Source organism: Phenylobacterium sp., from assembly GCF_035309685.1.
GTDB lineage: Bacteria > Pseudomonadota > Alphaproteobacteria > Caulobacterales > Caulobacteraceae > Phenylobacterium.
Genome location: NZ_DATGEX010000015.1, coordinates 91,074 through 114,873, shown reverse-complemented (window position 1 = coordinate 114,873; position 23,800 = coordinate 91,074). Strand labels below are relative to the sequence as shown.

Annotated in this window: 19 protein-coding genes, 1 tRNA gene and 1 pseudogene; 11 read left to right on the top strand and 10 right to left on the bottom strand. The window is 67.8% G+C overall.

Features of this window, described 5'->3' with window-relative positions; genetic code table 11:
- From VKQ35_RS04395 to VKQ35_RS04380, 4 genes and pseudogenes are all read left to right on the top strand, one after another.
- Positions 1–468: pseudogene (locus tag VKQ35_RS04395) on the top strand (homogentisate 1,2-dioxygenase); the annotation flags it as partial.
- Positions 465–740 (top strand): hypothetical protein, encoded by a 276-nt coding sequence (locus VKQ35_RS04390; protein ID WP_324358912.1) that lies wholly within the window; start codon positions 465–467, stop codon positions 738–740. The pseudogene VKQ35_RS04395 and the gene VKQ35_RS04390, both read left to right, overlap by 4 nt.
- Positions 741–752: 12 nt before the next feature.
- Positions 753–1,757, top strand: a complete 1,005-nt coding sequence (locus VKQ35_RS04385) for a fumarylacetoacetate hydrolase family protein (RefSeq protein WP_324358910.1) — start codon at positions 753–755, stop codon at positions 1,755–1,757.
- Entirely contained in the window at positions 1,754–2,242 is a 489-nt protein-coding gene (locus tag VKQ35_RS04380; protein ID WP_324358908.1) for a MarR family winged helix-turn-helix transcriptional regulator, read from the top strand. The genes VKQ35_RS04385 and VKQ35_RS04380 overlap by 4 nt, the downstream gene beginning before the upstream one ends.
- On the opposite strand, the gene VKQ35_RS04375 is transcribed toward VKQ35_RS04380, so the two are convergent.
- From VKQ35_RS04375 to VKQ35_RS04365, 3 genes are all read right to left on the bottom strand, one after another.
- On the bottom strand, positions 2,243–2,551 hold the full coding sequence (locus VKQ35_RS04375) for a hypothetical protein (RefSeq protein WP_324358906.1): 309 nt from the start codon (positions 2,549–2,551) through the stop codon (positions 2,243–2,245). It lies immediately after the preceding gene.
- 134 nt (positions 2,552–2,685) lie between these two features.
- Positions 2,686–4,560: a ferrous iron transporter B gene (feoB, locus tag VKQ35_RS04370; RefSeq protein WP_324358904.1), complete on the bottom strand. Its 1,875-nt coding sequence runs from the start codon at positions 4,558–4,560 to the stop codon at positions 2,686–2,688.
- Positions 4,557–4,868, bottom strand: coding sequence for a FeoA family protein (locus VKQ35_RS04365; protein WP_324358918.1), 312 nt, complete (start codon positions 4,866–4,868; stop codon positions 4,557–4,559). The genes feoB and VKQ35_RS04365 overlap by 4 nt, the downstream gene beginning before the upstream one ends.
- 352 nt (positions 4,869–5,220) lie before the next feature.
- On the opposite strand from VKQ35_RS04365, the gene VKQ35_RS04360 reads away from it, so the two are divergent.
- Positions 5,221–5,305: transfer RNA gene (locus tag VKQ35_RS04360), tRNA-Leu, on the top strand.
- A 430-nt stretch (positions 5,306–5,735) separates the two neighbouring features.
- Here VKQ35_RS04360 and VKQ35_RS04355 read toward each other — a convergent pair.
- Positions 5,736–7,937, bottom strand: a complete 2,202-nt coding sequence (locus VKQ35_RS04355) for a penicillin acylase family protein (protein WP_324358902.1) — start codon at positions 7,935–7,937, stop codon at positions 5,736–5,738.
- A 48-nt stretch (positions 7,938–7,985) separates the two neighbouring features.
- Positions 7,986–9,302: a serine hydrolase domain-containing protein gene (locus VKQ35_RS04350; protein ID WP_324358900.1), complete on the bottom strand. Its 1,317-nt coding sequence runs from the start codon at positions 9,300–9,302 to the stop codon at positions 7,986–7,988.
- 321 nt (positions 9,303–9,623) lie between these two features.
- Between VKQ35_RS04350 and VKQ35_RS04345 the strand changes: the two genes are divergently transcribed.
- Both VKQ35_RS04345 and VKQ35_RS04340 read left to right on the top strand, forming a co-directional pair.
- On the top strand, positions 9,624–10,964 hold the full coding sequence (locus VKQ35_RS04345; RefSeq protein ID WP_324358898.1) for an MFS transporter: 1,341 nt from the start codon (positions 9,624–9,626) through the stop codon (positions 10,962–10,964).
- Between the two features lie 34 nt (positions 10,965–10,998).
- Complete coding sequence (locus tag VKQ35_RS04340; protein WP_324358896.1) at positions 10,999–12,927, top strand: S9 family peptidase; 1,929 nt, start codon at positions 10,999–11,001, stop codon at positions 12,925–12,927.
- Between the two features lie 97 nt (positions 12,928–13,024).
- On the opposite strand, the gene VKQ35_RS04335 is transcribed toward VKQ35_RS04340, so the two are convergent.
- Complete coding sequence (locus tag VKQ35_RS04335; protein ID WP_324358894.1) at positions 13,025–15,682, bottom strand: TonB-dependent receptor plug domain-containing protein; 2,658 nt, start codon at positions 15,680–15,682, stop codon at positions 13,025–13,027.
- Positions 15,683–15,970: 288 nt separating this feature from the next.
- On the opposite strand from VKQ35_RS04335, the gene VKQ35_RS04330 reads away from it, so the two are divergent.
- Entirely contained in the window at positions 15,971–16,915 is a 945-nt protein-coding gene (locus VKQ35_RS04330; RefSeq protein ID WP_324358892.1) for a LysR family transcriptional regulator, read from the top strand.
- A 198-nt stretch (positions 16,916–17,113) separates the two neighbouring features.
- On the top strand, positions 17,114–18,289 hold the full coding sequence (locus VKQ35_RS04325; protein ID WP_324358890.1) for an FAD-binding oxidoreductase: 1,176 nt from the start codon (positions 17,114–17,116) through the stop codon (positions 18,287–18,289).
- A 13-nt stretch (positions 18,290–18,302) separates the two neighbouring features.
- Here the strand turns inward: VKQ35_RS04325 and VKQ35_RS04320 are convergent, their stop codons facing one another.
- Together VKQ35_RS04320 and VKQ35_RS04315 are read right to left on the bottom strand one after the other, a co-directional pair.
- On the bottom strand, positions 18,303–18,572 hold the full coding sequence (locus tag VKQ35_RS04320; RefSeq protein ID WP_324358888.1) for a hypothetical protein: 270 nt from the start codon (positions 18,570–18,572) through the stop codon (positions 18,303–18,305).
- Complete coding sequence (locus VKQ35_RS04315; protein ID WP_324358886.1) at positions 18,565–18,897, bottom strand: hypothetical protein; 333 nt, start codon at positions 18,895–18,897, stop codon at positions 18,565–18,567. Before VKQ35_RS04315 ends, VKQ35_RS04320 begins: the two co-directional genes overlap by 8 nt.
- 147 nt (positions 18,898–19,044) lie before the next feature.
- Here VKQ35_RS04315 and VKQ35_RS04310 point away from each other — a divergent pair, with 147 nt between their 5' ends.
- Complete coding sequence (locus VKQ35_RS04310; RefSeq protein ID WP_324358884.1) at positions 19,045–19,170, top strand: hypothetical protein; 126 nt, start codon at positions 19,045–19,047, stop codon at positions 19,168–19,170.
- A gap of 94 nt (positions 19,171–19,264) precedes the next feature.
- On the opposite strand, the gene VKQ35_RS04305 is transcribed toward VKQ35_RS04310, so the two are convergent.
- Positions 19,265–20,092 (bottom strand): TetR/AcrR family transcriptional regulator, encoded by an 828-nt coding sequence (locus VKQ35_RS04305; RefSeq protein WP_324358882.1) that lies wholly within the window; start codon positions 20,090–20,092, stop codon positions 19,265–19,267.
- A 20-nt stretch (positions 20,093–20,112) separates the two neighbouring features.
- Positions 20,113–21,318, bottom strand: coding sequence for an acyl-CoA dehydrogenase family protein (locus tag VKQ35_RS04300; RefSeq protein ID WP_324358879.1), 1,206 nt, complete (start codon positions 21,316–21,318; stop codon positions 20,113–20,115).
- A gap of 270 nt (positions 21,319–21,588) precedes the next feature.
- Here VKQ35_RS04300 and VKQ35_RS04295 point away from each other — a divergent pair, with 270 nt between their 5' ends.
- Positions 21,589–23,781, top strand: a complete 2,193-nt coding sequence (locus VKQ35_RS04295; protein ID WP_324358877.1) for a TonB-dependent receptor — start codon at positions 21,589–21,591, stop codon at positions 23,779–23,781.
- Positions 23,782–23,800: the final 19 nt, after the last annotated feature.

Below are 23,800 nucleotides of genomic sequence, written 5' to 3'. Positions count from 1 at the left end.
CTCGATGCCGTGGGCTGGCATGGCGATCTGGCGGCGGTCAGGCTCAATGTCGCCGACATCAGGCCGCTGATGAGCCATCGCTATCATCTGCCGCCCTCGGCCCATACGACGTTCCTTGCCGACCGGTTCGTCGTCTGCACCTTCGCGCCCAGGCCTTTCGAGACCGATCCCGGGGCCCTCAAGGTGCCGTTCTTCCACAACAACGACGATTTCGACGAGGTGCTGTTCTACCACGCCGGCGACTTCTTCAGCCGCGACCACATCGAGGCCGGGATGATGACCTTCCACCCCTCAGGCTTCACCCACGGTCCGCACCCAAAGGCGCTGAAGAACATGCTCTCCCAGCCCAAGGCGGCCACCGACGAATACGCCGTGATGATCGACACCCGCGACCCGCTGGAGGTTGGCGAGGCCGCCGCCAGTGTCGAGAACGCCGCCTATGTCGACAGCTGGAAGACCCCTGTTTGAGCCCCATCCACGACGACCTTGAGGCCACGGCCAGAGACGAACTGGACCGCGCCTGCACGCTCGGCTGGAAAGAGCTCAGCGGCCTGACGCCGTGGGGCGACACCTTCGAAGGCTTCACCCCCATGGGCCGCGAGGTCTGTATCGAGCGCGGCTACCTGTGGGAAAACGCGGCAGGCGGCGACATTCGCGTCGAGGTCACGGTTTACCAGCGCCAAGCCTACGAAGACGGCGCTAGGGTGGCCCGTACAATCGCCCAGCAGACGGCGAGCTGAAAGGAAGTCTCGATGAAGCTTGCGTCCCTCAAGGGCGGCCGTGACGGACGGCTGGTGGTGGTCTCCAACGACCTCGCCTGGTTCACCGAGGCGCACCACATCGCGCCGACCCTGCAGGCGGCGCTGGACCATTGGGCGGGCGTCGAGCCGGTGCTGCGAGGCTTGGCGGAGAGCCTTGAGCATGACGCCGTGCCCAAGGAGCGCTTCCACGAACATCAGGCGGCGAGCCCGCTGCCGCGCGCCTATCAGTGGGCCGACGGGTCGGCCTATGTGAACCACGTGGCCCTGGTGCGCCAGGCGCGCGGCGCCGAGATGCCGGAAAGCTTCTGGACCGATCCCTTGATGTACCAGGGCGGGTCCGACGGGTTCCTGGGCCCGCGCGACCCGATCCCGCTTGCTGACCCATCTTGGGGGCTGGATCTCGAGGGCGAGATCGCGGTGATCACCGGCGACGTGCCGCAGGGCGCGGGCCGGGAACAGGCGCTCAGCGCCATCCGCCTGGTGATGCTCTGCAACGACGTGTCCCTGCGCAACCTGATCCCGGGCGAACTGGCCAAGGGCTTCGGCTTCTTCCAGTCCAAGCCGGCCTCGGCCTTCTCGCCCGTCGCGGTGGCCCCCGACGCGCTCAGCGGCTGGAAGGACGGCAAGCTGGCCGGCGCGCTTTCCGTCGAGCTGAACGGCAAGCCGCTGGGCGAGGCCGACGCCGGCGTCGACATGACCTTCGACTTCGGAACCCTGGTCGCCCACGCCGCCAAGACCCGCGCGCTCTCGGCCGGGACCATCGTCGGCTCGGGCACGGTCTCCAACCGCAGTCCGGACGGCGGGCCCGGGAAGCCGGTGGCCGACGGCGGCGTCGGCTACAGCTGCATCGCCGAGATCCGCACCATCGAGACCATCGCGTCCGGCGCGGCCAAGACGCCGTTCCTCAAGGCCGGCGACACCGTCCGCATCGAGATGCGCGACGCCAAACGCCATTCGATCTTCGGGGCCATCGAGCAAGAGGTCGCCGGCGGATGAGCCCGGACGGCCACGGTCGGGAGCAACGCGAGGGCGAGCTTCGGCTCGACGCCTACCTGCCCTACCGCCTGTCCGTCGCCTCCAACGCCGTTTCCGGCCTGATCGCCCGCGCCTACCAGGACCGTTTTGGCCTGACCGTTCCGCAATGGCGGCTGATCTGCGTGCTGGCGGAGGACGGCGGCCTGACCCAGGGCCAGCTGGTCGCCCGCACCGTGATGGACAAGGTGACGGTGAGCCGCGCCGCCCAGGGCCTGCTGAAGCGCCATCTGATCGGCCGCTCCGACCACCACGCCGACGGCCGCAGCCACGTCCTGGCGCTGACCGCGGAGGGCGCCAGCCTCTATGCGGAAATCTCGCCGCTGGCGCTGGCCTACGAGGCCGCGCTGATCGCGGGCCTGGCGCCGGACGAGGTGGCGCTGCTGAAGCGCCTGCTCACCCGCCTGCAGTCGGCGGCGGGCCACCTGGCGGGCGACGCCGCGCCCTAGCTAGTGCGAAAACGTCTCTTCGCGGACCAGGCCCCAACGGTGGGAGCCTTCGCCAAACGGCAGACGGAAGCCGAAGGCCGCGCGGCGGCGCTCATCGCGCCAGTTCTGTTCGAAGGAGAGGATAACGGCCTCGGACAGATCCTCCGGGATCTGACGGGTGTCGTGGCCCATGTGCTTGGCGATCTGTTCGATGACCACGGCGCGATGCGCCTCGCCGCCGAGCGAGAGCAAGGTCTCGCGCACACGCTTGGCCAGAGTCTGGTTTCCACGGACCGGCCTTTTGCCAGGTTCGACGGCTTGAGTGGTCATTGAGGGCGCCCCATGCGAGTTCTGCACAAGACCAGCCTGCGCCCGTCTCGTTTAGCGGCAAGTTAAGGACCAGGTTGAATTCATCGTAAAGATGCACCCTGCGGTTTAGTCCGCTGACGGGCGATTTTTCGCCGCTAGCCCAGGCCGCAGGCCCGCGCCACCTGGTAGACAATGAGGGCGGCCAGATAGGCGAGGCTCGTCATGTAGACCAGCATCACCGCCGGCCAGAGCCAGGAGTTGGTCTCGCGCTTCACGACCCCGATGGTCGAGGCGCACTGCGGGGCAAAGACGTACCAGGCCAGGAACGCCAGGCCCGTGGCGATCGACCAGTTGTGCTGCAGGGTGGTGGCGAGCGCACCCGGCGCGGCGTCGGCGTTGCCGATGGCGTAGACGGTGCCGAGCGCCGCGACCGCGACTTCCCGCGCCGCGAAGCCCGGGATGAGCGCGACGGTCATCTGCCAGTTGAAGCCGATCGGGGCCAACACCGGCGCCAGGAAATGGCCGATCCGCCCGGCCAGGCTGTAGTTGATCGCCGGGTCGGTCGCGCCTGCGGGAGCCCCTGGGAACGACGACAGGAACCAGACCAGGATCATCATCGGGAAGATGATCGTGCCGGCCCGGGTGATGAAGATCTTGCCGCGGATATAGAGGCTGCGCAGCACATTGACCGGGTCCGGCAGCTTGTAGGCCGGCAGCTCCATCAGGAAGGGCTCGACGGCGCCCCGCCAGAACAGCCGCCGCGTGATGAACGAGACGCCGAGCGCGCTCAGGATGCCGGTCGCATAGAGGCCGAACATCACCAGCCCCGGCAGGTTCAGGACGCCGAGTACGCTGCGGTTCGGAATGAAGGCCGAGATGATCAGGGTGTAGACCGGTATGCGCGCCGAGCAGGTCATCAGCGGCGCGACCATGATCGTCGTCAGCCGGTCGCGCTTGTTGTCGATCACCCGCGTCGCCATGATTCCGGGAATCGCGCAGGCGAAGCTCGAGAGCAGCGGGATGAAGGCGCGCCCGTGCAGCCCCGCCCCGCCCATGATCCGGTCCATCAGGAAGGCCGCTCGGGCCATGTAGCCGAAGTCTTCCAGCAGGATGATGAAGAAGAACAGCACCAGGATCTGCGGCAGGAAGACGATCACGCTGCCGACGCCCGAGATCACGCCATCGGTCAGGAAGCTGGTCAGCATGCCGGGGGGCAGATGCGCGGCCACGAAGACCCCGACCGCGGTGAAGCCGTCGGTCATCAGGTCGCCGGCCGCCTTCGACCAGGTGAACACCGCCTGGAACATGACGAAGAGCAGGGTCAGCAGAATCAGCAGGCCCGCCACCGGATGCAGCAGCACGCCGTCCACCTTGCCGGTGAAGGTGTCGGGGCGCTCCGGCGCGCGGACGTGGGCCTTGAGGATGCGCTGCGCCTCGCGGTGGGCGTCGCGGATCTGACCGGCGTCCGGCTCGCGCCAGGTATTGTCGGCGTTGAGCCCGCCCGCCTCGATCAGGGCCTCCACCTGGGCCACCAGATCCTCGATGCCGCGCTTGCGGGTGGCCACGGTGGTGACGATCGGGCAGCCGATCTCGCGGGCCAGGCCATCCAGGTCGATCCGCAGGCCCTGGCGCTGGGCGATGTCGTACATGTTCAGCGCCAGCACCATCGGCCGCCCGACGGCCTTCAGCTCCAGGATCAGCCGCAGCACCAGGCGCAGGTTGGTGGCGTCGGCCACGCAGACCAGCACGTCCGGCGGCGTCTCGCCGGCCAGCTTGCCCAGCACCGCGTCGCGGGTCACCACCTCGTCGGGGCTGCGGGCGCGCAGCGAATAGGTGCCCGGCAGGTCGAGCACCGACAGCGACCGGCCATTCGGCGTCGCCACCTGGCCCTCTTTCCGTTCGACGGTGACGCCGGCGTAGTTGGCGACCTTCTGGCGGCTGCCGGTCAGCGCGTTGAACAGCGCCGTCTTGCCGGAATTGGGATTGCCGACCAGCGCGATGCGCGCCGTCGGCAGGGCGATGTCACTCATCGGGGATCCAACTGAACCCAGACATCTTCGGCGTCGCGGCGGCGAAGCCCGATGCGCATGTCGTCGAGCCTGACCGCGATCGGATCGCGCCAGATCGCGCCCTCGTGCAGCACCTCGATCCGCGCGCCCTCGACGAAGCCGAATTCCAGCAGGCGGCGCTGCAGCTCGCTGACATCGACGCCGTGGTCGCCCGGATGGCTCTCGGCGCGGACGTCGACGATGACGCCCTTGTCGCCGGGCCTGGCTGCGCTCAGCCGCACGGCGGCGGCGTCCGCGGATGCGGCGTCCTTCCCAGGATCGGCGAGCATGTCGTGCACGTGGCGGAGTCCAAAGGCGGTCTGTTGCGATTGATTATCACTTACGGTCGCAGGTGTCGATTTACAACCTCTGAACCCGCCAAAGGCCGCCGCGCATTGACGCATCGCAACGGCCCGGCCGCGTGTTGGCGAAGGCCCAAGGCCCGGCTATAGGGGCTTCCACGTGCCCGAGTGGTGGAATTGGTAGACGCGCCGGACTTAAAATTAGGTCTGGAACTTCAGTATTGACGATTTTTCTTCAATGAATTCAGCCCCCATCCGCGCAATCAGATTTTTATGTGTAAGGACTGTGTAAGTCGTCGTAGACGCGTTCTTTGACGCCGATTACACAAGCAAAATCAACGCGGGCGTGGCGGAATTGGCAGACGCGCCGGATTCAAAATCCGGTTCCGAAAGGAGTGTCGGTTCGACCCCGACCGCCCGCACCAACTATTTGCAAGATTTCGCAAAAGGCCCGAGTCACCCTACCGGCCGACGGGGTTCGCCGTTCGGCCATGGATGCGCTCACACACCGAATACTTGGCGTTCAATCGACCGACGGAAGCGAAGAAGCCGCCGAGCTAGAAACGAGCTGGGGTGTGACTTTTCTCGTCAGCGAAGGGTCCGTCCAAACATTCCGAAATGCCCAGAAGCAGAAACCCAGGCCTTGCCGGGAACCCGACCTGGCGTCGCGCCTTCAACGGCGCTTGAGGCGGCCCTGCGCCAGCGCGAAGCCAAAGCCGAAGCCGACCGCATCGCCGCGTTCTGGAATCGCGCCTACGCCCCAAGCTCAGGTCGATCATCGCCTGGCGGACTACGGGATACACCGCGCGAAGGTGAGGTGGCGACGCACGGTGTCGCGCCCGACGATGGTGAGCTTCATCTGGGTTCGGCGCGGCCGGGTCGGTAGGTCCGCGTCACATGGCCGGCCAGTTCGTCGGGATGGAAGTAGACCGGCCGCAATTCGCCACTGGCGAACCGTTCAGCCTGGTCGGCGAAGTGCGCCGAGCTGGGGTCTCCGCTGGCGCCGCCGGCGCTGACCGCGAGGGCTCGCACCCGGGGCCCGAACTCAACGACCGCGATGAAGCTGTTGCCGCTCGTTCCGTAGGCCTTCTTCGTCCCGGGCTGGCGCGCGGCGGTGTAGGCCGTCAGCGCGCCCCATTGCGACGAGGCGAATGGAACTGGCCAGCTCGGCGCCGCGTCGTCGAATCGCGGCGTGGGGCCCGCGTCGATCCGTTGGAAACGGTTGAAATCGCCCCAGGCGACGTCCCACCGTCCGAAATCTCGTTGCAGAACGCCAGCGGCGGTGGCCAGCACCGCCAGCTTCGCGTCGGCGGGAGCCTGTGCGATTCTTTCGACGACCGGGAGACGGCCCGGCCGCAGTTCGGGGGCGACGCGCTCCCGCATCGTTTCACCCCAAACCACCGCCAGGGTGGCGCCGACCGAGTCCAGGGACGACCGGCAATCCCACTCGCGCAGCACCGCGATCGGCGCGGCGAGGCTGGCCCTCTTCACGTCGCCAGCAACGAGCGCGTCGAACGCCGTCACCAAGTCCGGCAGTAGCTGAGCGAAAATATGCAGGTGCGGATCGTAGGCCGCGTCCCGGAGCCGCTCGAGCGTGAAGCCGCGCCAGGACTCGAGGATGTCGAGCGCGTGGGCAGTGCGGCAGTTGGCGCCCACCCGATCCATGTAACGGGGATAGGCGCCGCGCTCCGGGCTGTGCCGGCCCGCCGCCCACCACGGCCCATCGTTGGCGTTGTAGACCCAGCCGTTCGGGGGATCGACGACCGTCGGCAGCTCGGTGATCGGCGTATCCCCTTGCCAGTCGGTCGCGGGATCGGCGCCGTCGACAGGGTGGGCGTAGTCGAACCGGTCATCCCGGCGAGGCGTGAACTGGGGGCTGAGGAAGGCGATGGCGCCCTTGTCGTCGGCGAAGATCGTGTTGTTGGTCGAGTTGGCGGCGCGGCGGGAGACCTCTTTGAACGCGGCCAGATCGTGCGCCTTGGTCCGCAGGAACGCCTGCTCCAGGGCCGCCGCGGGCCGATCCATCAACGCCACGGCGATCCACCTGCCGTCTTCGGCCCGGACGATCGGGCCATGATGCGTCCGCAGGATCGTGAACGACCGCGCCTCCAGAGTCACGTCCTGCGCCCGGACCCGAAGCTCGACCGGCGATGTCGTGACCGCGCGCAGCTCGGCCCCGTAGCGGTAGAACAGCGCGCCCCCGCGCTCGACGATCGTCTCCGCGAATTCGTCCACGTTGTCGGCGCTCGACGTAGTGTGCATCCAGCCGGCGTGGGCGTTGAAGCCCTGGTAGACGAAGAACTGGCCCCAGGTGACCGCGCCATAGGCGTTCAGGCCTTCGTCGCTGCTCACCTGCATCTCGGAGCGGAGGTAGAAGGCCGTGTGGGGGTTGATCAGCAGCAGGGCGTGGCCGTCGCGGGTCATTGAGGGCGCGAGCGCGATCCCATTTGAGCCCGCGGGCTCCTCGGAGCCACGCTCGGGGTCGTGTCCGGCCAGACGTTGCGCGTCCGGCCCGCCGTAGAAGCTGGCTAGGTCGGCGAGCGATATCTTGGCGAGATCGCCGCCGTTGGCGCCTTCCGTGAAGCTGAGCGCCATCCAGGGCTCGAAGCGTTCGATGACCCGTGAATGCACCTTGGGATGCGTGAGTAGGAAGTGGTTCAAGCCGTCCGCCCAGGCGTCCATCAGGGCGCGGAGCCAGGAGGGGGCCGCCGCGTACTTGAGCCGCAGATCTGCGGGATCGACGAACAGGCGCGCGCGCAGATCGCTCCAGATCGCGGCTTCGCCTTCTCCGGCTTCGGCGGTCCGTCCCAGGGCCGTGAGATAGTTCGCCTCGATCCGCGGAAAATCGTCCTCGGCCTGGGCATAGATCATCCCGAAGACGGCATCGGCGTCCGTTCGCCCGTGGATGTGGGCGATGCCCCAGTCATCCCGCGCGATGGTCACGGCCTCGGCGCGGGCGGCCAGCCGCTCGCGCTCGGCGTGGGTCGCGCTTTTGGTCGTCATGCCTCGCGCGCCGCCACCGCCTCGATCTCGACCCGCGCCCAGGGCGAGGTCCATTTGGCGAGGTGGGGAAGTGGCATAGCAAAATCGTTCCTACGGGACGCGTCAGGGCGCTCGGCGGTAGCGCACAGAGACGTTTTCGTTGCGAGCGCAGAAGCCCCGGTGATCGGGATCGAAGACGAGGGTCACCGGACCGGCGGCGAACACGCCCTCTCCCGTCCGAAGAAACCGCAGTTGGGCCGACGGCGCCCGGCCCGGCGGGGTGATCGTCACCGCCAAATCCTCGCCTTCGTCGGTCGCGATCTCGTAGACCGCCGACAAGGTGTCGGACACGAAGCGCCCCGCGAAACCGTCCAGCATGAACCGCTGCGTGTCCGGCGCCGGGATATCCGGGGCCACGACAGCGACGACGCGCGCCGCCAACGCCAGAGGGTCTACATCCCCGCGGTTGCACAGGAGGGCCAGGCCGACGCCCGTCCCGGGCCGCCAGCCGAACCAGGCCTGGAAGCCCGCGAAATTGCCCCCGTGCTGCACCCAGTCGCGGCTGAGCATAAGCCCGCCGGCGTAGCCGAAGATGTGCCCCGGCACGGGCAGGATCACCGGCGAACGGTCGGCATAGAGCCCAGGCGCCGTCATCAGCCGCGCAACCTCGGGCGTCCAGACGCGGCGCCCATGCTCGATGTCGTGGAAGTACCGCGCGAGATCGTTCAGGGTGAACATCATCGCGCCCGCCCCGCCGAACATCGGCACGTGTTCGGCGAGCGCGAAGCCGCCCTCGGCCGGCGTGTAGCCGCGCGCCAGATTGGCGTCTTCGGGGAAGCCCCCCTCCAGGACGCGGCTGCGGCTCATGCCGAGGGGATCCAGGATGTTTTCCCGGACGTAGGCGGCGAAGCTCGTCCCCGTCAGCCGCTCGACGATCGCGGAGAGCAGCAGATAGCCCCCATTGGAGTATTCGAACGTCGCGCCCGGCGGGAAGGCGCCGCCCTGGTAGTCGAGCAACATCTGAAGGACGTCGGCGCGAACCAGGTCCGAGGGGCGCTGATAGCCGGCGAGCGGCGCCAGCTTGGCGTAGTTCGGCAGACCCGAGGTGTGATGCAGCAACATCTCCACCGTGATGTCGGGGGTCCGCGCCGCCAGTTCGGGGAGGTAGCGGCGCGCCGGCGTCTGCAGTTCGATCTGGCCGGCCAGCACCAGTTGGACGACCGCGAGCGCCGTGAACTGCTTCGCCAAGGATCCTGCGTAGTAGAGGGTGTCGGCGTCCGGCCGCCGGCCGGCCTCGATGTCGGCGAACCCCGAAAACAGATGCTGGCTCTCGCCGTCCCGGAATATGGCCAGGGCGCAGCCCGGCGCAGCCTCGCCCTCGGGACTGTCGATGATGGCTTGGACCCGCTCCAGGTCCAGGGCCGCCTGGGACGCTTGCATCGGCTCGTGATCTGAATTCGCTGACTGACCGGAGAGCATCGGACTTCGGCGCGGCGAACAAGCGGGAAGTGTTCCATGAGCCATAGGGCTCGGCTATGTGCGCCTGGGACGTTGAGACCGCCGACTGGTCCTGCCGAGGCGCCAGCCGTGGCCCCACAGACCATAGGACGGGCCTATGGGGCGCCCCGGCAATCGCACTACAATCCTGCGCGCGCACGAGCCAGACTTCAGGATTGGCGACGATGTTGAAGAGCGGACCACGAGGCGCGGGCATGAGGTCGGGACGGTACAGGAATCTCGCGCGGCGCGGGTCTGGCGCGGATGGTTGACCCTGCCCTCGTCGTCGCCCCGGCCGCCGTCCGGGCGGGCGTGAATGCCACTGCCGGCCCGACGCGCAAGGCCATCCTGGCGGCGACGATCGGCAACGCCCTCGAATTCTACGACTTCATCACCTACGGCTTCTTCTCGATCCAGGTCGGGCGCGCCTTCTTCCCCGCGCACTCCGAGTACGCCAGCCTGATGCTGTCGCTGGGGCTGTTCGGCGCCGGCTTCGTCGCGCGTCCGATCGGCGGGATCGTCATCGGGGCCTACGCCGACCGCGTGGGACGGCGCCCCGCCATGATGCTGAGCTTCGCCCTTATGGGCCTGGCGATCATCGGCCTGGCCTGCATCCCGTCCTACGCAGCCATCGGGATTGTTGCGCCGATCCTCGCGGTGATCGCGCGTCTCGTGCAGGGCTTCTCGCTGGGTGGAGAGGTCGGACCCACCACGGCCTATCTGATGGAGGCGGCCGACAGCAGGCGGCGAGGCCTGACGGTGTCCTGGCAGGGCGCAAGCCAGGGCTTGGCGGGGACCGTCGCCGCCCTGGTGGGCTTCACCCTGTCGAGCCTGCTGCCGCCCGCCGCGCTCGACGCCTATGGTTGGCGGGTCGCGTTCCTGCTCGGCGCCGTCACCCTGCCCTACGGCCTCTGGCTGCGGCGGAACCTGCCTGAGACCCTGCACACGCCCGAACCGGCCGGAACGGTTGCCGCGGCCGACTCCGAAAGCCGCGGCGCGTTGATGGCGGCCAGCCGGCGCGTCCTGCTGCTCGGTCTGCTGGTGATCTCCGCCGGCTCCATCGCAAGCTCGGTGTCGAGCTACATGACGACCTTCGCGCAGCACGCCCTGCACATGCGCCCGTCGCTGGCCTTCGCGGGCGGGGTGATCAGCAGCCTGTCCGGTGTGATCGGCTACCTCGGCGGCGGCTGGCTGTCCGATCGGGTCGGGCGGCGGCCGGTGATGATCGCACCCGCGCTTGCCCACCTCCTCGTCATGATCCCGGTCTTCTACTGGATCGTCGAAGCCCGCAGTGGGACGGCCCTGCTGGTCGGCGCCGCGATCAACGGCGTCCTTGCCGGCAGCGGCGCGAGCGCCTTCTACGCCGCCATGACCGAGAGCCTGCCCAAGCGCATCCGCAGCGGGTCGTTCGCGGCGATCTACGCCATCGCCAACGCCATCTTTGGCGGAACCACCCAGCTGATCGTGACCTGGCTTACGCACGCGACCGGCAGCACCATGGCCCCGGTGGGCTATATGTTCGTCGCGGCGATGGTCGGCATCGTCGCGCGATGGCTCATCGTGGAGAGCGCGCCCGCCAAGGCGCGGCTCGGGCCGTCGGCTTGAGCTTCGGCCAAGGGACGAAAACGCAGGTTCGGGAATGACCCAAGTGAGACCCTACGGCGCCTGGGCTTCGCCGATCAGCGCGGCGCGTTTGGCGCAAGGCGCCGTCACCCTCGCGGACCTGCGGGTCTTCGGCGGCCTGCCCTACTGGCTCGAGAGCCGCCCCGCCGAGGGCGGCCGCCTTGTGGTGATGACCGCCGACGCGGCCGGCGTGCGGCAACTGACGCCGGACGGTTTCAACGCGCGCACCCGAGTACATGAGTACGGCGGCGCGCCCTATGCCGTGGGTCCGGAGGGGCTGTGGTTCAGCAACTACGCCGATCAGCGGCTCTATCTTCAGGCGGGCCTGGCGGCGCCGACGCCGATGACGCCCGAGGGCTACCGCTACGCCGATGGCGTGCCCGCGCCGGGCGGCGGCCTCATCGCCGTGCGCGAGGATCACACCGATCCCAAGAACGTCCGCAACACGATCGTCCGTCTTTCGGGACGCCCCGGAGACGCCGGTCGGGTGCTGTTCTCATCGAGCGACTTCGTGGCCTATCCGCGTCTTGGCCCGGGCGATCGCCTGGCCTGGATCGCCTGGGATCATCCGGCCATGCCGTGGGACGCGACCCGGCTCTATGTGGGTGACTTGACGGAGGCTGGGCTTGCGAATGTCCGGCAGGTGGCCGGCGGAGCGGGCGTCTCGGTGCTGCAGCCGCAGTGGACGGCCGATGGCGCGCTGGTCTGGCTCTCCGACGAAGGCGGCTACTGGAACCTCTACGAAGGTGGGGACGGCCCGGCGCGCGCGTTGTCGCCGCGCGAGGCGGAGTTCGCGGGTCCCCTCTGGACCCTGGGGCGCAGCGCCTATGCCGTGCTCGACGACCGGATCGCCACCACGGCCAAGGACGCTGAAGGCGAGGCCCTGTTGCTGGTCGATCGGCGCACCGGCGCGGTCGAGGCGCTGCCGTTGCCGTTCGAGGGGCTCGTCTTCGTCCAGGCCCTGGATGAGACGCGGATCGCGGCCATCGCGCACAGCGAGGCCGACACCTCCAAGGTCGTGGTCATCGACCTTGCCGCCGGTAGCCACAAGGTCCTGCGCCAGCCCGTGGCGCTCGACATGGCGCTGGACGACATCTCGCGGCCCGAAGCGATCACCTTTCCGAGCACGGGCGGCCGGCCGACCCACGCCCTCTTCTACCCGCCGGCCAATGGCGCCTTCGCCGGGCCGGCGGCCGAACTTCCACCCTTGATCGTTCAGGCCCACGGCGGTCCGACCGGCGCGGCTTCGGGCGCTTTCAGCCTGGCCATCCAGTACTGGACGACACGGGGCTTCGCTGTGGTCGACGTCGACTATGGGGGTTCCACCGGTTACGGCCGCGCCTACCGCGAGCGGCTCAACGGCCAATGGGGCGTCGTCGACGTCGAGGACGTGATCGCGGCGGCCCAGCACCTGGCCGACTCGGGCCGGGTGGACCGCAAGCGGATGGTCATCCACGGCGGCAGCGCGGGGGGCTTCACGGTGCTGGCGGCCCTGGCGCAGAGTGACGTCTTCGCGGCGGGAGGCTCCTTCTATGGGGTGGCGGACCTCGCGGTCCTGGCGCGGGACACGCACAAGTTCGAGAGCCGCTACATGGACGGATTGATCGGGCCCTGGCCGGAGGCGAAGGCGGTCTACGACGCCCGCTCCCCGATCCACCAGATCGACCAATTCACCGCCCCATTGCTGATCCTCCAGGGCGCCGACGACCCGGTCGTGCCGCAGAACCAGGCGCACATGATCCGCGATGCGCTTGTCTCCCGGGGCACGCCCGTCGCTTGCCTGGTGTTCGCGGGCGAAAGCCACGGCTGGCGGCGGGCGGAGACCATCGTCCGCGCCAAGGAGGTGGAACTCTGGTTCTACGGCAAGATCCTGGGGTTCGAACCCGCCGATGACATCGCGCCGCTGGAGATCGCGAACCTGCCCGACCGACAGGTCCGCCAATAGGCGCGCAGCCAAGGCTCAGGGGGAGGAAAGGACCCTGGCCTTGGCTGCGCGCAGGCCGGCGTCGCCGCGTTTGGGGGTGCGGCAGGGTGCGCCGGCCTTAGAAGCGGGCCTTCAGGCCCAACTCGAAGTATCGGCCCACCACATCGTAGAACTGCGGGTTCGGCGCGGGCGGCGGGGCTTGGTCGAACAGGTTGTTGATGTTGCCGTACACGGTGAAGTTCTTGTGCCCGAGGATCGACAGGCCTTGTTGGAAGGCGAAGTCGAAATAGGTCTTGCTGGACACACTGTTGTTGGCGATGTCGCGCGACGGATCGTAGACGCCGCCACCCACATAGCGGGCCCGCAACAGCAGATTGGTTTCGTTCAGGCTGTAGGTGGTCTCTAGGCTGCCCTGCCACTTCGGAGCGCCGAACGACAGGCCCGAGCCGACCGAGCCCGCCCACTCGATGACGTTGACGCCGTCATTCGTCTTCAGGCTGTCGATGTGGTTGGCCAGCGCCCGGAAGCGCAGGGTCCCCGGCAGGCTTGAGACACGCTCCAGCGGCAGGTTGTAGGACGCCTCGAAGTCGACGCCGCGGGTCGTGTAGTTGGCCAGGTTGATGAAGGTCGACTGGATCTTGCTGATCGTATTGCCGGCCCCGGCGCGGGTGATGAGGGCGCAGAGCGCCGTGTTGCCGTTGAAGCAGCGGGTGACGATGTCTTGGGCCGACAGGGTGGTGATCGCCCGGTTGATGTCGATGTCATAGTGGTCGATCGACATCTCGAAGCCTTCCAGGAAGGACGGCGCATAGGTGAAGCCGAAGGTCGTGGTGTCGGAGAGCTCCGGCAGCAGGTTTTTGTTGCCGCCGTTCTGCTGGGTGACCGTGTACTGGGTCTTGGTGACCGGGTCGGAGATGGTGCCCGTCGCCTGGGTGCCGGCCGTGAACAGCTCCGTCAGGCTGGCCGAACGGGTGTCGCGCGAGCGGACCGCCCGCAGCGTGAAGCCCTGAAACACCTCGTCGGTCAGGCCCGCCTTCCAGGCCCAGATGGTGCCCGAATTGCTGTAGTCGCTGACCCGCGCCGCGCCGTTGAAGTCCAGCTTTTCGAAGACCGGCACATCCTTGACCAGCGGTACGACGGTTTCGAAGAAGGCCTCGCGTGCGGAGAAGCCGCCGTCGAAGCCCTTCGGGTTCACCGTGGTGAAGCCGTTGGTCAGCGAGATCGGGTCGTCCTCGAGGGTCTTGATCTGTTCATGGCGGACCTCGATGCCCGTGGCGATCGAGACCGATCCCGCCGGCAGGTCGAAGAGGTCGCCGCGCAGGGTCGCGCCGCCGTCGTCCAACTGCTGTTGGTAGCGCAGCAGGGACGAGCCGTTCACATAGTTCGCGGCCGCCTGCGAGACGTTGCCAAACCCGAAGAGATTGATCGGCACGCAGTTGGTGGTGGGGACGGTCAGCGCGATCCGGCAGATCGGCTGGCCGGTCGTGGGACTGATCACGGAATCGATCGCCAAGTTGAAATTGGCGGTGATCCGCATGTGGTTGAACACCTCCTGCACGGTGCGTTCGCCGTGCGTGTAGTAGGCGTCCCACTTCCAGGTTTTTCCGAACGCGCCTTGCGCCCCCAGGGTCGCCTGCAGATCGCGGCGGTCGTAGTCGTAGTCCCGGAACTCGAAGTCGTCGTTGTTGCGGCCGAAGGTGAAGGTCGTGACGCCCGCCGCGGCCATCTGGGCCTTCACCGCCGCCGGCAGGAAAGCGTTGTCGTTCTTGATCGTCGCCCCGGTGAGGGTATCGGGCGCGAAGTTGTAGTGGTTGTAGACGTCGGTGTAGCGGATGTCGGCGCTCAGCATGACCTTGTCGCTGAGGTCGTAGGTGGCGCGGCCGTAGAAGTTCGCCCGCGACACCGGCACCGTCAGGTAGTTGAAGGCGTCATTGGTGACCTGGGAACCGCCTTTGGTGAGCGCCGCGCCGGTGAGCGTGCCGAAGTTGAAGGCGCTCGTAGAGCCGTCGGGGTTGAACGACAGCCCCTTCAGCGGACCGGCGCTGATCAGCCCGCCTTCGCTGAGGTTGGAGGGACCAACCTGGTTGGTGATGACGAAGGCGTGCTGGCCGTTCGCCGGCGCGCCCGGGACGGCGAGCACGGCCCAGCCGCCGACGTTCGAGCGGGAGGTCAGGTCGTAGATGCCGCGGTTGTCGTACCACTCGCCGTCCAGCATGAAGTGGCCCTTGCCGTCAGCGAACTCCGCGCCATAGGCGGCGTTGCCCCGGTACTCCCGACCGTCGTTGCGGGACGAGATGCCGGTGGCGACGTTGAACACCCCGCCGTCCAGCTTGTCGTCCAGGGTGATGTTGACGACGCCGGCGATCGCGCCAGAACCCCAGTCAGCCGACGCGCCGCCGGTCACCACTTCGATGTTCTTCACCAGGTCGAACGGCACGGTGTTGAGGTCGTTGTCGCCGATGAAGCGGTGACCGTTCAGCAGCACCAGAGTCCGCGTCGAGCCGATGCCGCGCAGGTCGATGACCTGCTCTCCCGACAGCACCGCGCTGCGCGCCGTGTTGGTCGGGTTGAAGGTGTTCTTCACCTCGGGCAGGTCGGCCAGGACGGCGGCCACGTTCGCCCGCGCGCCCAACTGCAGCTCGGCCTGCCCGACCACCGTCGTCGGGGTCGGAGCATCGTAGCCGGCCTTGTCGATCCGCGACGCGGCGGTGACCACCACTTCGGACGTGGTGACAGTGTTGTCGGCGGCAGCGGCCGACGCGGCGCTCGCCCCCATCAACGCCAGGCTTAAGACAAGCGCGCTGGCCCCGACCTGGAGCGCGCGGCGATCGGTAACAGGCTGGGCTCGCATCGTAGTCCCCCGGATGACGCGGTCGCGTCCTTGGGGGAACGATCAAGGTTTTATGACGAGGCCGACAAGGCAGCATCTCTTCCGTGAGCTATAGCGTTTCGTTATGGTTTGAGGGTTTGGCGGCGGGTAGGCGGCGCATGATCCATAGCCTGCGGTTGCAGGCGGGCTCCGGCACGCGTTGGACGCGTCCAATCGTCGAGGAGGAACCCGAGCATGATGAACCTGCGCCACATCGAAGTCTTCCACGCGGTCTATATCAACGGTTCGGTCAGCGCGGCCGCCCGCGCCCTCACCGTCTCCCAGCCCTCGGTCAGCAATGTCCTGCGTCATGCCGAATCGCGGCTGGGCTTCCCGCTGTTCAAGCGCGCCAAGGGCCGCCTGGTCCCGACGGACGAGGCCCACGCCCTCTTCTTCGAGGTGTCCGACATCTATGACCGCGTGGGCTCCCTCAGGCAGACGGCGAAGAACCTCGCGCACGCTTCGGACGGGCACATCCGCATCGGGGTCCTGCCAGGCTTCGGCATCGATGTGGCCCCCCTCGCCGTGGCCGCCTTCCGGCGCAAGCACCCGAAGGTGAGCTTCGACATCCAGACCCTCCATCACGCCGACATCCCGCGGCTGCTGCAGGAGCGGCACTGCGACATCGCCATCGCCTATGAGAACGCGGGCCACGAGAAGCTGGAGTACGCCGAGATCGGCCGGCGCGAGCTGGTGCTGCTCTACCGGAAGCTCGGCATGCCCGATCTGCCGTCCCGGGTCGGCCTGGACATGCTGGAGGACCGCGACTTTGTCAGCCTGGCGCACAGCGGCCCCTTGGGGACGCTGTTCAGCCGCGAGGTCGCCCGGTTGAACCTCGACATCCGCGAGACCGTGACGATCAGCACCATGTACGTCGCCGCGGCGCTGGTGCGTGAAGGGGTCGGCGTGGCGGTCGTCGACGACTTCACGGCGCGGGTCTGCGCGGCCGACGACATGGACTACCGGCCCTTCGCCCCGGCCTTGTCCTTCGGGGTCTATTCCGTCTGCCTGGCCGATCGTCCGCTGTCGCGGATCACCCGGTCGTTCATCTCCCTGATCGGGGAAATGACCGGGTACTCGCCCGCCGAGGCCAGCGCCGGGCTTCGGATCGGCGAAGGCCGCTCGGCGCAGGCGCGGTGACCCCATCCCATAGGCAGCGACTATAGGGCGCCGCGATAATGCGGCCTTTCGTCCAGAGCCGCCGGACGGCAGCGTTGCGGCCGTGACGGAACAATCCGGCGCGCCCTGGCGCGCGCGGGCCGCACTTCGTCCGCATAGCTGGTCGCACGAGGTCGTGCTTCGGCCTGCCCAAAGCCGCGCCCCGGCAGGAGGATATGGGTGAGTGACGACTTCGACGTGGTGGTGATCGGCGCGGGCATGGCGGGCGCCTCGATCGCGGCGCACCTGGCCGCGACCTCGCGGGTGGGCCTGCTCGAGATGGAGGACCAACCCGGCTACCACTCGACCGGACGCTCCGCCGCCATCTTCAGCGAAAGCTACGGCAACGGCTTGATCCGCGACCTGACGCGCGCGAGCCGCCCCTTCTTCGACGCGCCGCCGCCGGGTTTCACCCAGGCGCCCCTGCTGAAGCTGCGCCGCGTGCTGCACACCGCGCGTGACCAGGCCGATCTCGACGCCTACTTGGCGATCACCCCGCCGGACGAGCGCGAGACCAAGTCGATCGACGAGGCGCGCGCCCTGGTGCCGATCATACGCCCGGAGGGGCTGTTGGGCGCGGTCCTGTCGCTTCGGCCCTCCGACATCGACGTGGACGCCTTGCACCGCGGCTATCTGCGCCGGTTCCAGGCCAACGGCGGTGAGCTGATCCTCGACAGTCCGGCCTACGGCTTGCAGCGCCTCGGAGGAGCTTGGACGATCGAGACGCGGAGACGGCGGGTTCGCGCGCCGATCGTCGTGAACGCAGCCGGAGCCTGGGCGGGCGAGATCGCCGCCCTGGCGGGCGCCGTGGACATCGGACTGCAGCCGCTGAAGCGGACCGCCATCCTGCTCGACCCGCCGCCCGGCGTGGACGTCGAACGGTGGCCGATGCTGAAGGACGCCGGCGAGCAGTACTATCTGAAGCCGGACGCAGGGAAGCTGCTGCTCTCGCCCTGTGACGAGGCGCCGTCGCCGCCTGGCGACGCCCAGGCCGACGAGATGACCGTCGCGATCGCCGTCGACCGCATCGAGCAGGCCACGACGCTGGAAGTCCGGCGGGTCTCTCACCGATGGGCGGGACTGAGGTCGTTCGTCGCCGACCGCTCGCCCGTGGTCGGCTTCGACCCCCTGCAGCCCGGCTTCTTCTGGCTCGCAGCGCTCGGCGGCTACGGCATCCAGACCGCGCCGGCCCTCAGCCGCCTCGCCGCGAACCTGCTGACGCAGTCGCCCCTTGACCCCGACCTCGAAGCGTTGGACCTGCCCCCCGAGACCCTATCGCCTCGGCGCTTCATCCTGCAGCCGGTCCCAACCGCGCTCGGATCGCCAATGCCGCGGCTGGGACGGCCGTCGCCGTGATCTGGGCGAGACCTTAAGCGGCGACCTGACTCAGACCGCGCCAGCCGAGGCCCGCGCTGCGCACGACGGCCAAGCCGTCGAGCCGCCGCAGCAGGGTCTCGGCCCGCTGCGGATCCAGGCCATCGGCCTCGATGCGGATCGCACATCCCCGCTCGCGGCGGACCATGCTGACATTCGCCAGAGCCAGTGGCTGGACGGCGAACAGGGTGAGCACGCGCACGAGCGTGTCGGGCGCATCGACCGCTTCGATCACGAAGGCGTACCGGCGGGCGGCGTCAGACATGGCCGGCGCCTTTTCGTTCGCGGCCCGCGGCGTAGCTGCGGCGCAGCAGCACCCGGCCGGCGGCGTCGAAGGCGCTGAGCCTCAGGCCGTCGCCGCTTCCCGACGCCCAGACCATCTCATGGTGCGGACGCGCGCCGTCGGCCGGCGGCCAGGCCGCGGCCAGCGCCTCATCCAGGGCGAAGAGCGAGTCCGGCGCGGCGGCGCTGAACCAGGCCTCGACCCTGGTGGTGGCGTCCAGCAGGGACTGGGCGGCCAGGGCGTCGGCAAACTGTCGCGCGGCGCGCCGGATCGCCTGGCTCCGCGGATCGGGGTTCGAAGTGGTCATGGGTCGGTCCTTTGGTGGGAGGGACCGGCGAAGCGCGCATAAAAAAACCCCGCTGCCTTTCGGAAGCGGGGTTCTGATCTTGCGATCCGCCGGAGGTTCTAACTCGCGCGCGATCGCCCCGCTTCGGAGGTGGGGATAATGATAATCATGGCCATCATCATCGCGCGCGCGCCCGCAACCCCGGGCGACCCGGCGGCGGCGATGGCGAAGCGTTTGGCGCAGCTGCGCATGAGCGATGAGGCGTCCTGTTGTCCGGCGCGGTCTAGCCGCTGATCCGGCCCAAGGCAACTCCCCCAGGGAGACGGTGCGATCTCGCCTGACGCTCGACGGCGCCTGGCAAGACTGTCAACCCGTCGATGCGTCGTGATCAGCGCCATGGATCGCGCCACCAGGTGATCCGGTCGGGCGCGAGGCCGCGGATGAAGATCGCCCGGTCACGCATGACCGCCTTCGCCTCGTCGGCCTGTACGCCCAAACCGCGGAGGATCAGGACGGTGAGAGCTTCGATGTAGGCGCGCTGATCATCGACCCCATGAGTCAGGTCATGGATAGCGTGGGTCAACGCGCCGACGACGAGAGTCGAGGCCGCGCTCACGTTCTCGATCGAAATCCGGCCCTCGACGTCAGCGCGCGAAAGGTCGATCGCCACGGCGCGGCGCAGGGCCGTCTCGCGGCCCAGGTAGTCGGCGCGGGCGATGAACGCCGACCAGAACGGATCGATGATCACCCGCAACAGGAAGAGCTCGATCCCGGTCGTGAGCCGCGCCAGGCCGTCGCCTGACTCCTCGAGGAGCTGGGCGCTGCTGCTGTCCATATCGCTGAACAGCTCCTGGCCGGCGGCGTCGATGGCTTCGTCGATCGAGGCGAAGTATTTGTAGAAGGTTCCCCTGACGACGCCGGCGGCCTCGACGATGTCATCGACGGTGGGCGGCCCGCTGCGCTGAGGCCGGGAGAAGCTTTCGACCACAGCCGTCAGCAGTCTCTTGCGCATGCGGTCTCGGCGCTCACGCGCGACCCGCACGCGGTGATCTTCCGCCACCGGGGTCAAGTTCTCCCCGTTTCGCGCCAGGTCATCCCGCATACTCATCGTTTGGCGCCTCAGAGGCTTTTTGGACGTCAACGACACCGGAACGCTGCAGCGAAACGGCGCGCCGCCCGAGCTTGTCACGTTGCGCCGATAAATCGAGGGTCCCAATCCGGCCTTCGCGGCGCGGCTTAGATCGGCATCAGCAAAGGACGCACGCCGCAGATCAGGCGACCGTAGGCCTCGTAGTTCACCGCCTGGGTGATGAACGGGTGCATATTGGCGACCTTCACATCCTGCCAGACGCGGTTGAGCACGTTGGTGCGTCGCGCGAAGGAACCTCCGCCCGCGCCGGCGATGAGATCGACCGCTTCCCAGACCAGCTGGTCGGCGTAGGAGCTGTCGCGGACGAGCCGGGCTCGGTCCGCCTCGGGCATGTACTCTCTCCGCTCGGCCCACTCATCGATGTCGGCGGTGGCTTTCCACATCAGCAGCTTCGCCGCGTCGAGCTTCGCGGCAGCCTCGCCGAGCATGATGTGCGTGCCTGGCGCCTCGCCCTGCTTGGCGTAGGGGGTCAGCTTGATGTCGCGCTTGGGAAGCGTCTGCATGAACTCTTCCAGCATGTGCATGCCGGCCCCAAGGGTCGGGAACGTCAGGCAGGAGACCATGAGCGGCGCGAACGCGCTCCTGTAGAGGACGGCGTCCGGGAAGGTGCGCTGCTGGCGGCCGTCGTTCGAGGCCTGCAGGCCTACGATCCGCTCGTCGGGGATGAAGACGTCCTCCATCGTCACGTTGGTGCTGCCGCTGCCCCGCAGGCCGGAGGTGTCCCAGTCGTTGAGCAGCTTGACGTCGCTCATCGGCACGATCGCCACACCGGCGCCGGTCTGTTCGCCGGCGTCGTTCAGCATCGGTACGCCCAGGAGGTCCCAGTCCGCCTGGTAGACGCCGGAGTTGAAGAACCAGATCCCCTGCTCGACCATGATCCCGCCCTGCACCCGGCGGGCCTTGACGCCGCGCGGCGAGAACACGCCCGCGACGCGGGCTCCGGGCTTGGCGAACACCTCATCGGCCACGTGGCGGGGGTAGAGGCCGGCAGCCATCCAGTTACAGGCCGTGACCAGGGTGACGGCCCAGGCCGCGCCCGCATCGCCGCGGCCGAGCTCGGTCACGACCTCGCGCCAGGTGGAGACGGAACACTCCTGACCGCCGTAGGCCTTGGGGATCGTCAGCGCATAGATTCCGGCGGCCTCGAACGCCTCCACCAGCTCGTCCGGAATCCGCGCGAGCCGATCGATCTCCGCCTGGGCTTCCCGCAGCCGCGGCACAAGGGCGCTGGCGCGCGCGACGATGTCGTGCGCCGACGATTGCGCCGGCGCTTTGGCGACACTGACGTTCATCCTGGAGATTCCTCATATTAGTCTATTTGGCTATTTTGATGATTAGGCTCGTTTCTGAGGTCTGTCAACGGATGCCCGCGGTTTGCGTAATCATTCAGTTTTTCAAGGGAAATCCTTCTCGGGTCGGTTATTTTCCTCCATTTCGTCATAATGACCTTAGTGTCTTTTATGTATTGACAGAGGTCAAGGTCCTGCGGCAAAGGGGAAGCGTCGCGGTCGATCGGCCTGCGCAAAAAGGCCCTCGCAGACGGGCCGCATTGGGGAAGAACGATGCTCCGGAAGACCTTGCTGGGCTCAGCGGCTCCGCTCCTGATGATCGCCGCCCTGACGCCAGTTCACGCGTCAGCAGCCGAGGCCGCGGAGGCGCCAGCCGCCACAGCGTCGACTCCCGCCCGCCCGGAGACGGGAACCGTCCAGGAACTCGTCGTGACCGCGGAGAAGCGGGAATCCACCGTTCAGCGCACCGCCGCGACCCTGGAGGTCGTGACCGGGGTCGCGCTGGCGCGCCAGCAGATCGTCGACGTGAAGGATCTCAATTCCATCCTGCCGAACGCGCAGATCGTGCCGGTGGTGAATTCGCTGCAGGTCACCATCCGCGGGATCGGCTCCGACTTCATCGATCCTCGCGCCGATCCCGGCGTAGCCGCGAGCCTGAACGGCCTCTACTTCGACCGCCCGCTGTCCAATGGCTTCGCCTTCCTCGACGTGTCCCGCGTGGAAGTGCTCGCGGGTCCGCAGGGGACGCTCTATGGGCGCAACGCCGCCGCCGGCGCCATGAACATCATAACCAACCAGCCGACCAACCACTTCGAGGGCTATGTCGAAGGCACGCTAGGGTCTCTGAACGCGAACGACTTGAAAGCAGTCGTCAATGTTCCGCTGGGCGACACGCTCGCTGTCCGTGTCGCCTACGCACGCGATCGCCGGGACGGCTACCTCGGCGACTACTATGACGACCTCCACAGCGACACGAGCCGGATCTCGGCGCTCTGGCGGCCCACCGATCGGCTCAATGTCTATCTGGAGTCCGACTATCTGCAGACCGGGGGTCACGGGCAGGCCAACGAAGCCTGGCCCTGCACCGGCGCCCAACCCTGGTCCCTGGTGGTCCCCGCCAACTGCCCGAGCACGCTGAAGGGCGGCACCGAGCCCACCAACGGCCGCCTGGGCACCTTCGTCTGGGCGAACCAGCTGAACGTCAGCTACGACCTCAGCTGGGCGACCTTGACGTCGATCACCGGCTACATCGGGACCCACCAGCGCTTCTCGAACGAGCCCAACGGCATCCTCTTCAACGCCAACGAAACGGCCAACAACGACGACTATTCCGAAGAGATCCGGCTGACGGGCCGCGATACGGCCAACCATCAGGGCGGCCTCCAGTGGCAGGCCGGCGGATACTTCTTCACCAGCACCGGCGACTACAACTATTCAAAGCCGGGCTTCGGGCTGCCCTTCATCTTCACTTCCCTCCCCCAGCGGTCGCAGGCCGGCTTCGCGCAGGTGACCTATGGCGTCACCGACCAGCTACGCATCACCGCTGGCGCGCGCTACACCCACGACTTCAAGGGACTGGTCGGGAGCGGCGGCGCCATCTCGGCCGAAGGCGACAAGTGGACCTACAAGGCTGGGCTCGAGTACGACCTCGCGCCGACCCACATGCTCTACGGCAATATCTCGACCGGCTATGTCGCGGGCGGTCCGAACGGGGGCAATCCGACCCTCCCGGCGCCGCCCACCCTGGCGCCGCCGACCTTCCAGCCGGAGACCATCACGGCCTACGAAGTCGGATCCAAGAACCGGTTTCTGGACGGCCGGTTCCAGCTCAACGCGTCGGCCTACTACTACGATTTCAGCAACTACCAGGTCACCGAACCCGCCTTCCTGAACGGCGCGGGACAGCAAAAGTCCGGAAGCCAGCTCCTGGTGATCGAGAACACCGGCACGGTGAAGACCTATGGCGTCGAGGTGAACAGCGAATTTGCGCTCACCGCCAGCGACCGCCTGAGCGCCTCCTTCCTGTGGGGATATGGGACGTTCGGGGCGATCCATCTCGCCACCATCGCCGGCAACCCGGTGACCGGCTTCACGCCAAAGGCCATCGATCTGCCCGGCGGCACCCCCTTGGTGAACCTCCCCCGCTGGACCGCCCAACTCGGCTACGAACACACCTGGGACCTGGGCCGCGGCGGCGAATTGGTGGGCGCGATCAATACCAAGCTCTCCACAAAGTACCCGCTTGTGGTGGGCTCCGTCGGCGACCCCTTCGACAACCAGGCTGGCTACACCATGACCAACGCGAGCCTCACCTACGATTGGGATGAGAACCGCTACGCGCTGCGAGGATGGGTCAAGAACATCGAGAACACGCCGGTGAACACTTACGGCCAGGCGCCGGGGATGCATAACTACTCGATCCTGGCGCCGCGTACCTATGGCGTCACCCTCTCAGCCAGGTTCTAATGCCCTCGGCTTCCCCGAT

Coding starts and splice junctions, on each gene's coding strand:
- VKQ35_RS04365 (WP_324358918.1), bottom strand. CDS start 4,868: ATGCTCGCCGATCCTGGGAAGGACGCCGCATCCGCGGACGCCGCCGCC.
- VKQ35_RS04295 (WP_324358877.1), top strand. CDS start 21,589: ATGCTCCGGAAGACCTTGCTGGGCTCAGCGGCTCCGCTCCTGATGATC.
- VKQ35_RS04310 (WP_324358884.1), top strand. CDS start 19,045: ATGGCCATCATCATCGCGCGCGCGCCCGCAACCCCGGGCGACCCGGCG.
- VKQ35_RS04380 (WP_324358908.1), top strand. CDS start 1,754: ATGAGCCCGGACGGCCACGGTCGGGAGCAACGCGAGGGCGAGCTTCGG.
- VKQ35_RS04335 (WP_324358894.1), bottom strand. CDS start 15,682: ATGGGGGCGAGCGCCGCGTCGGCCGCTGCCGCCGACAACACTGTCACC.
- VKQ35_RS04345 (WP_324358898.1), top strand. CDS start 9,624: ATGGTTGACCCTGCCCTCGTCGTCGCCCCGGCCGCCGTCCGGGCGGGC.
- VKQ35_RS04320 (WP_324358888.1), bottom strand. CDS start 18,572: ATGTCTGACGCCGCCCGCCGGTACGCCTTCGTGATCGAAGCGGTCGAT.
- VKQ35_RS04375 (WP_324358906.1), bottom strand. CDS start 2,551: ATGACCACTCAAGCCGTCGAACCTGGCAAAAGGCCGGTCCGTGGAAAC.
- VKQ35_RS04330 (WP_324358892.1), top strand. CDS start 15,971: ATGATGAACCTGCGCCACATCGAAGTCTTCCACGCGGTCTATATCAAC.
- VKQ35_RS04355 (WP_324358902.1), bottom strand. CDS start 7,937: ATGGACCTCGCCCTGGGCGCGGGTCGAGATCGAGGCGGTGGCGGCGCG.
- feoB (WP_324358904.1), bottom strand. CDS start 4,560: ATGAGTGACATCGCCCTGCCGACGGCGCGCATCGCGCTGGTCGGCAAT.
- VKQ35_RS04340 (WP_324358896.1), top strand. CDS start 10,999: ATGACCCAAGTGAGACCCTACGGCGCCTGGGCTTCGCCGATCAGCGCG.
- VKQ35_RS04315 (WP_324358886.1), bottom strand. CDS start 18,897: ATGACCACTTCGAACCCCGATCCGCGGAGCCAGGCGATCCGGCGCGCC.
- VKQ35_RS04350 (WP_324358900.1), bottom strand. CDS start 9,302: ATGCAAGCGTCCCAGGCGGCCCTGGACCTGGAGCGGGTCCAAGCCATC.
- VKQ35_RS04300 (WP_324358879.1), bottom strand. CDS start 21,318: ATGAACGTCAGTGTCGCCAAAGCGCCGGCGCAATCGTCGGCGCACGAC.
- VKQ35_RS04385 (WP_324358910.1), top strand. CDS start 753: ATGAAGCTTGCGTCCCTCAAGGGCGGCCGTGACGGACGGCTGGTGGTG.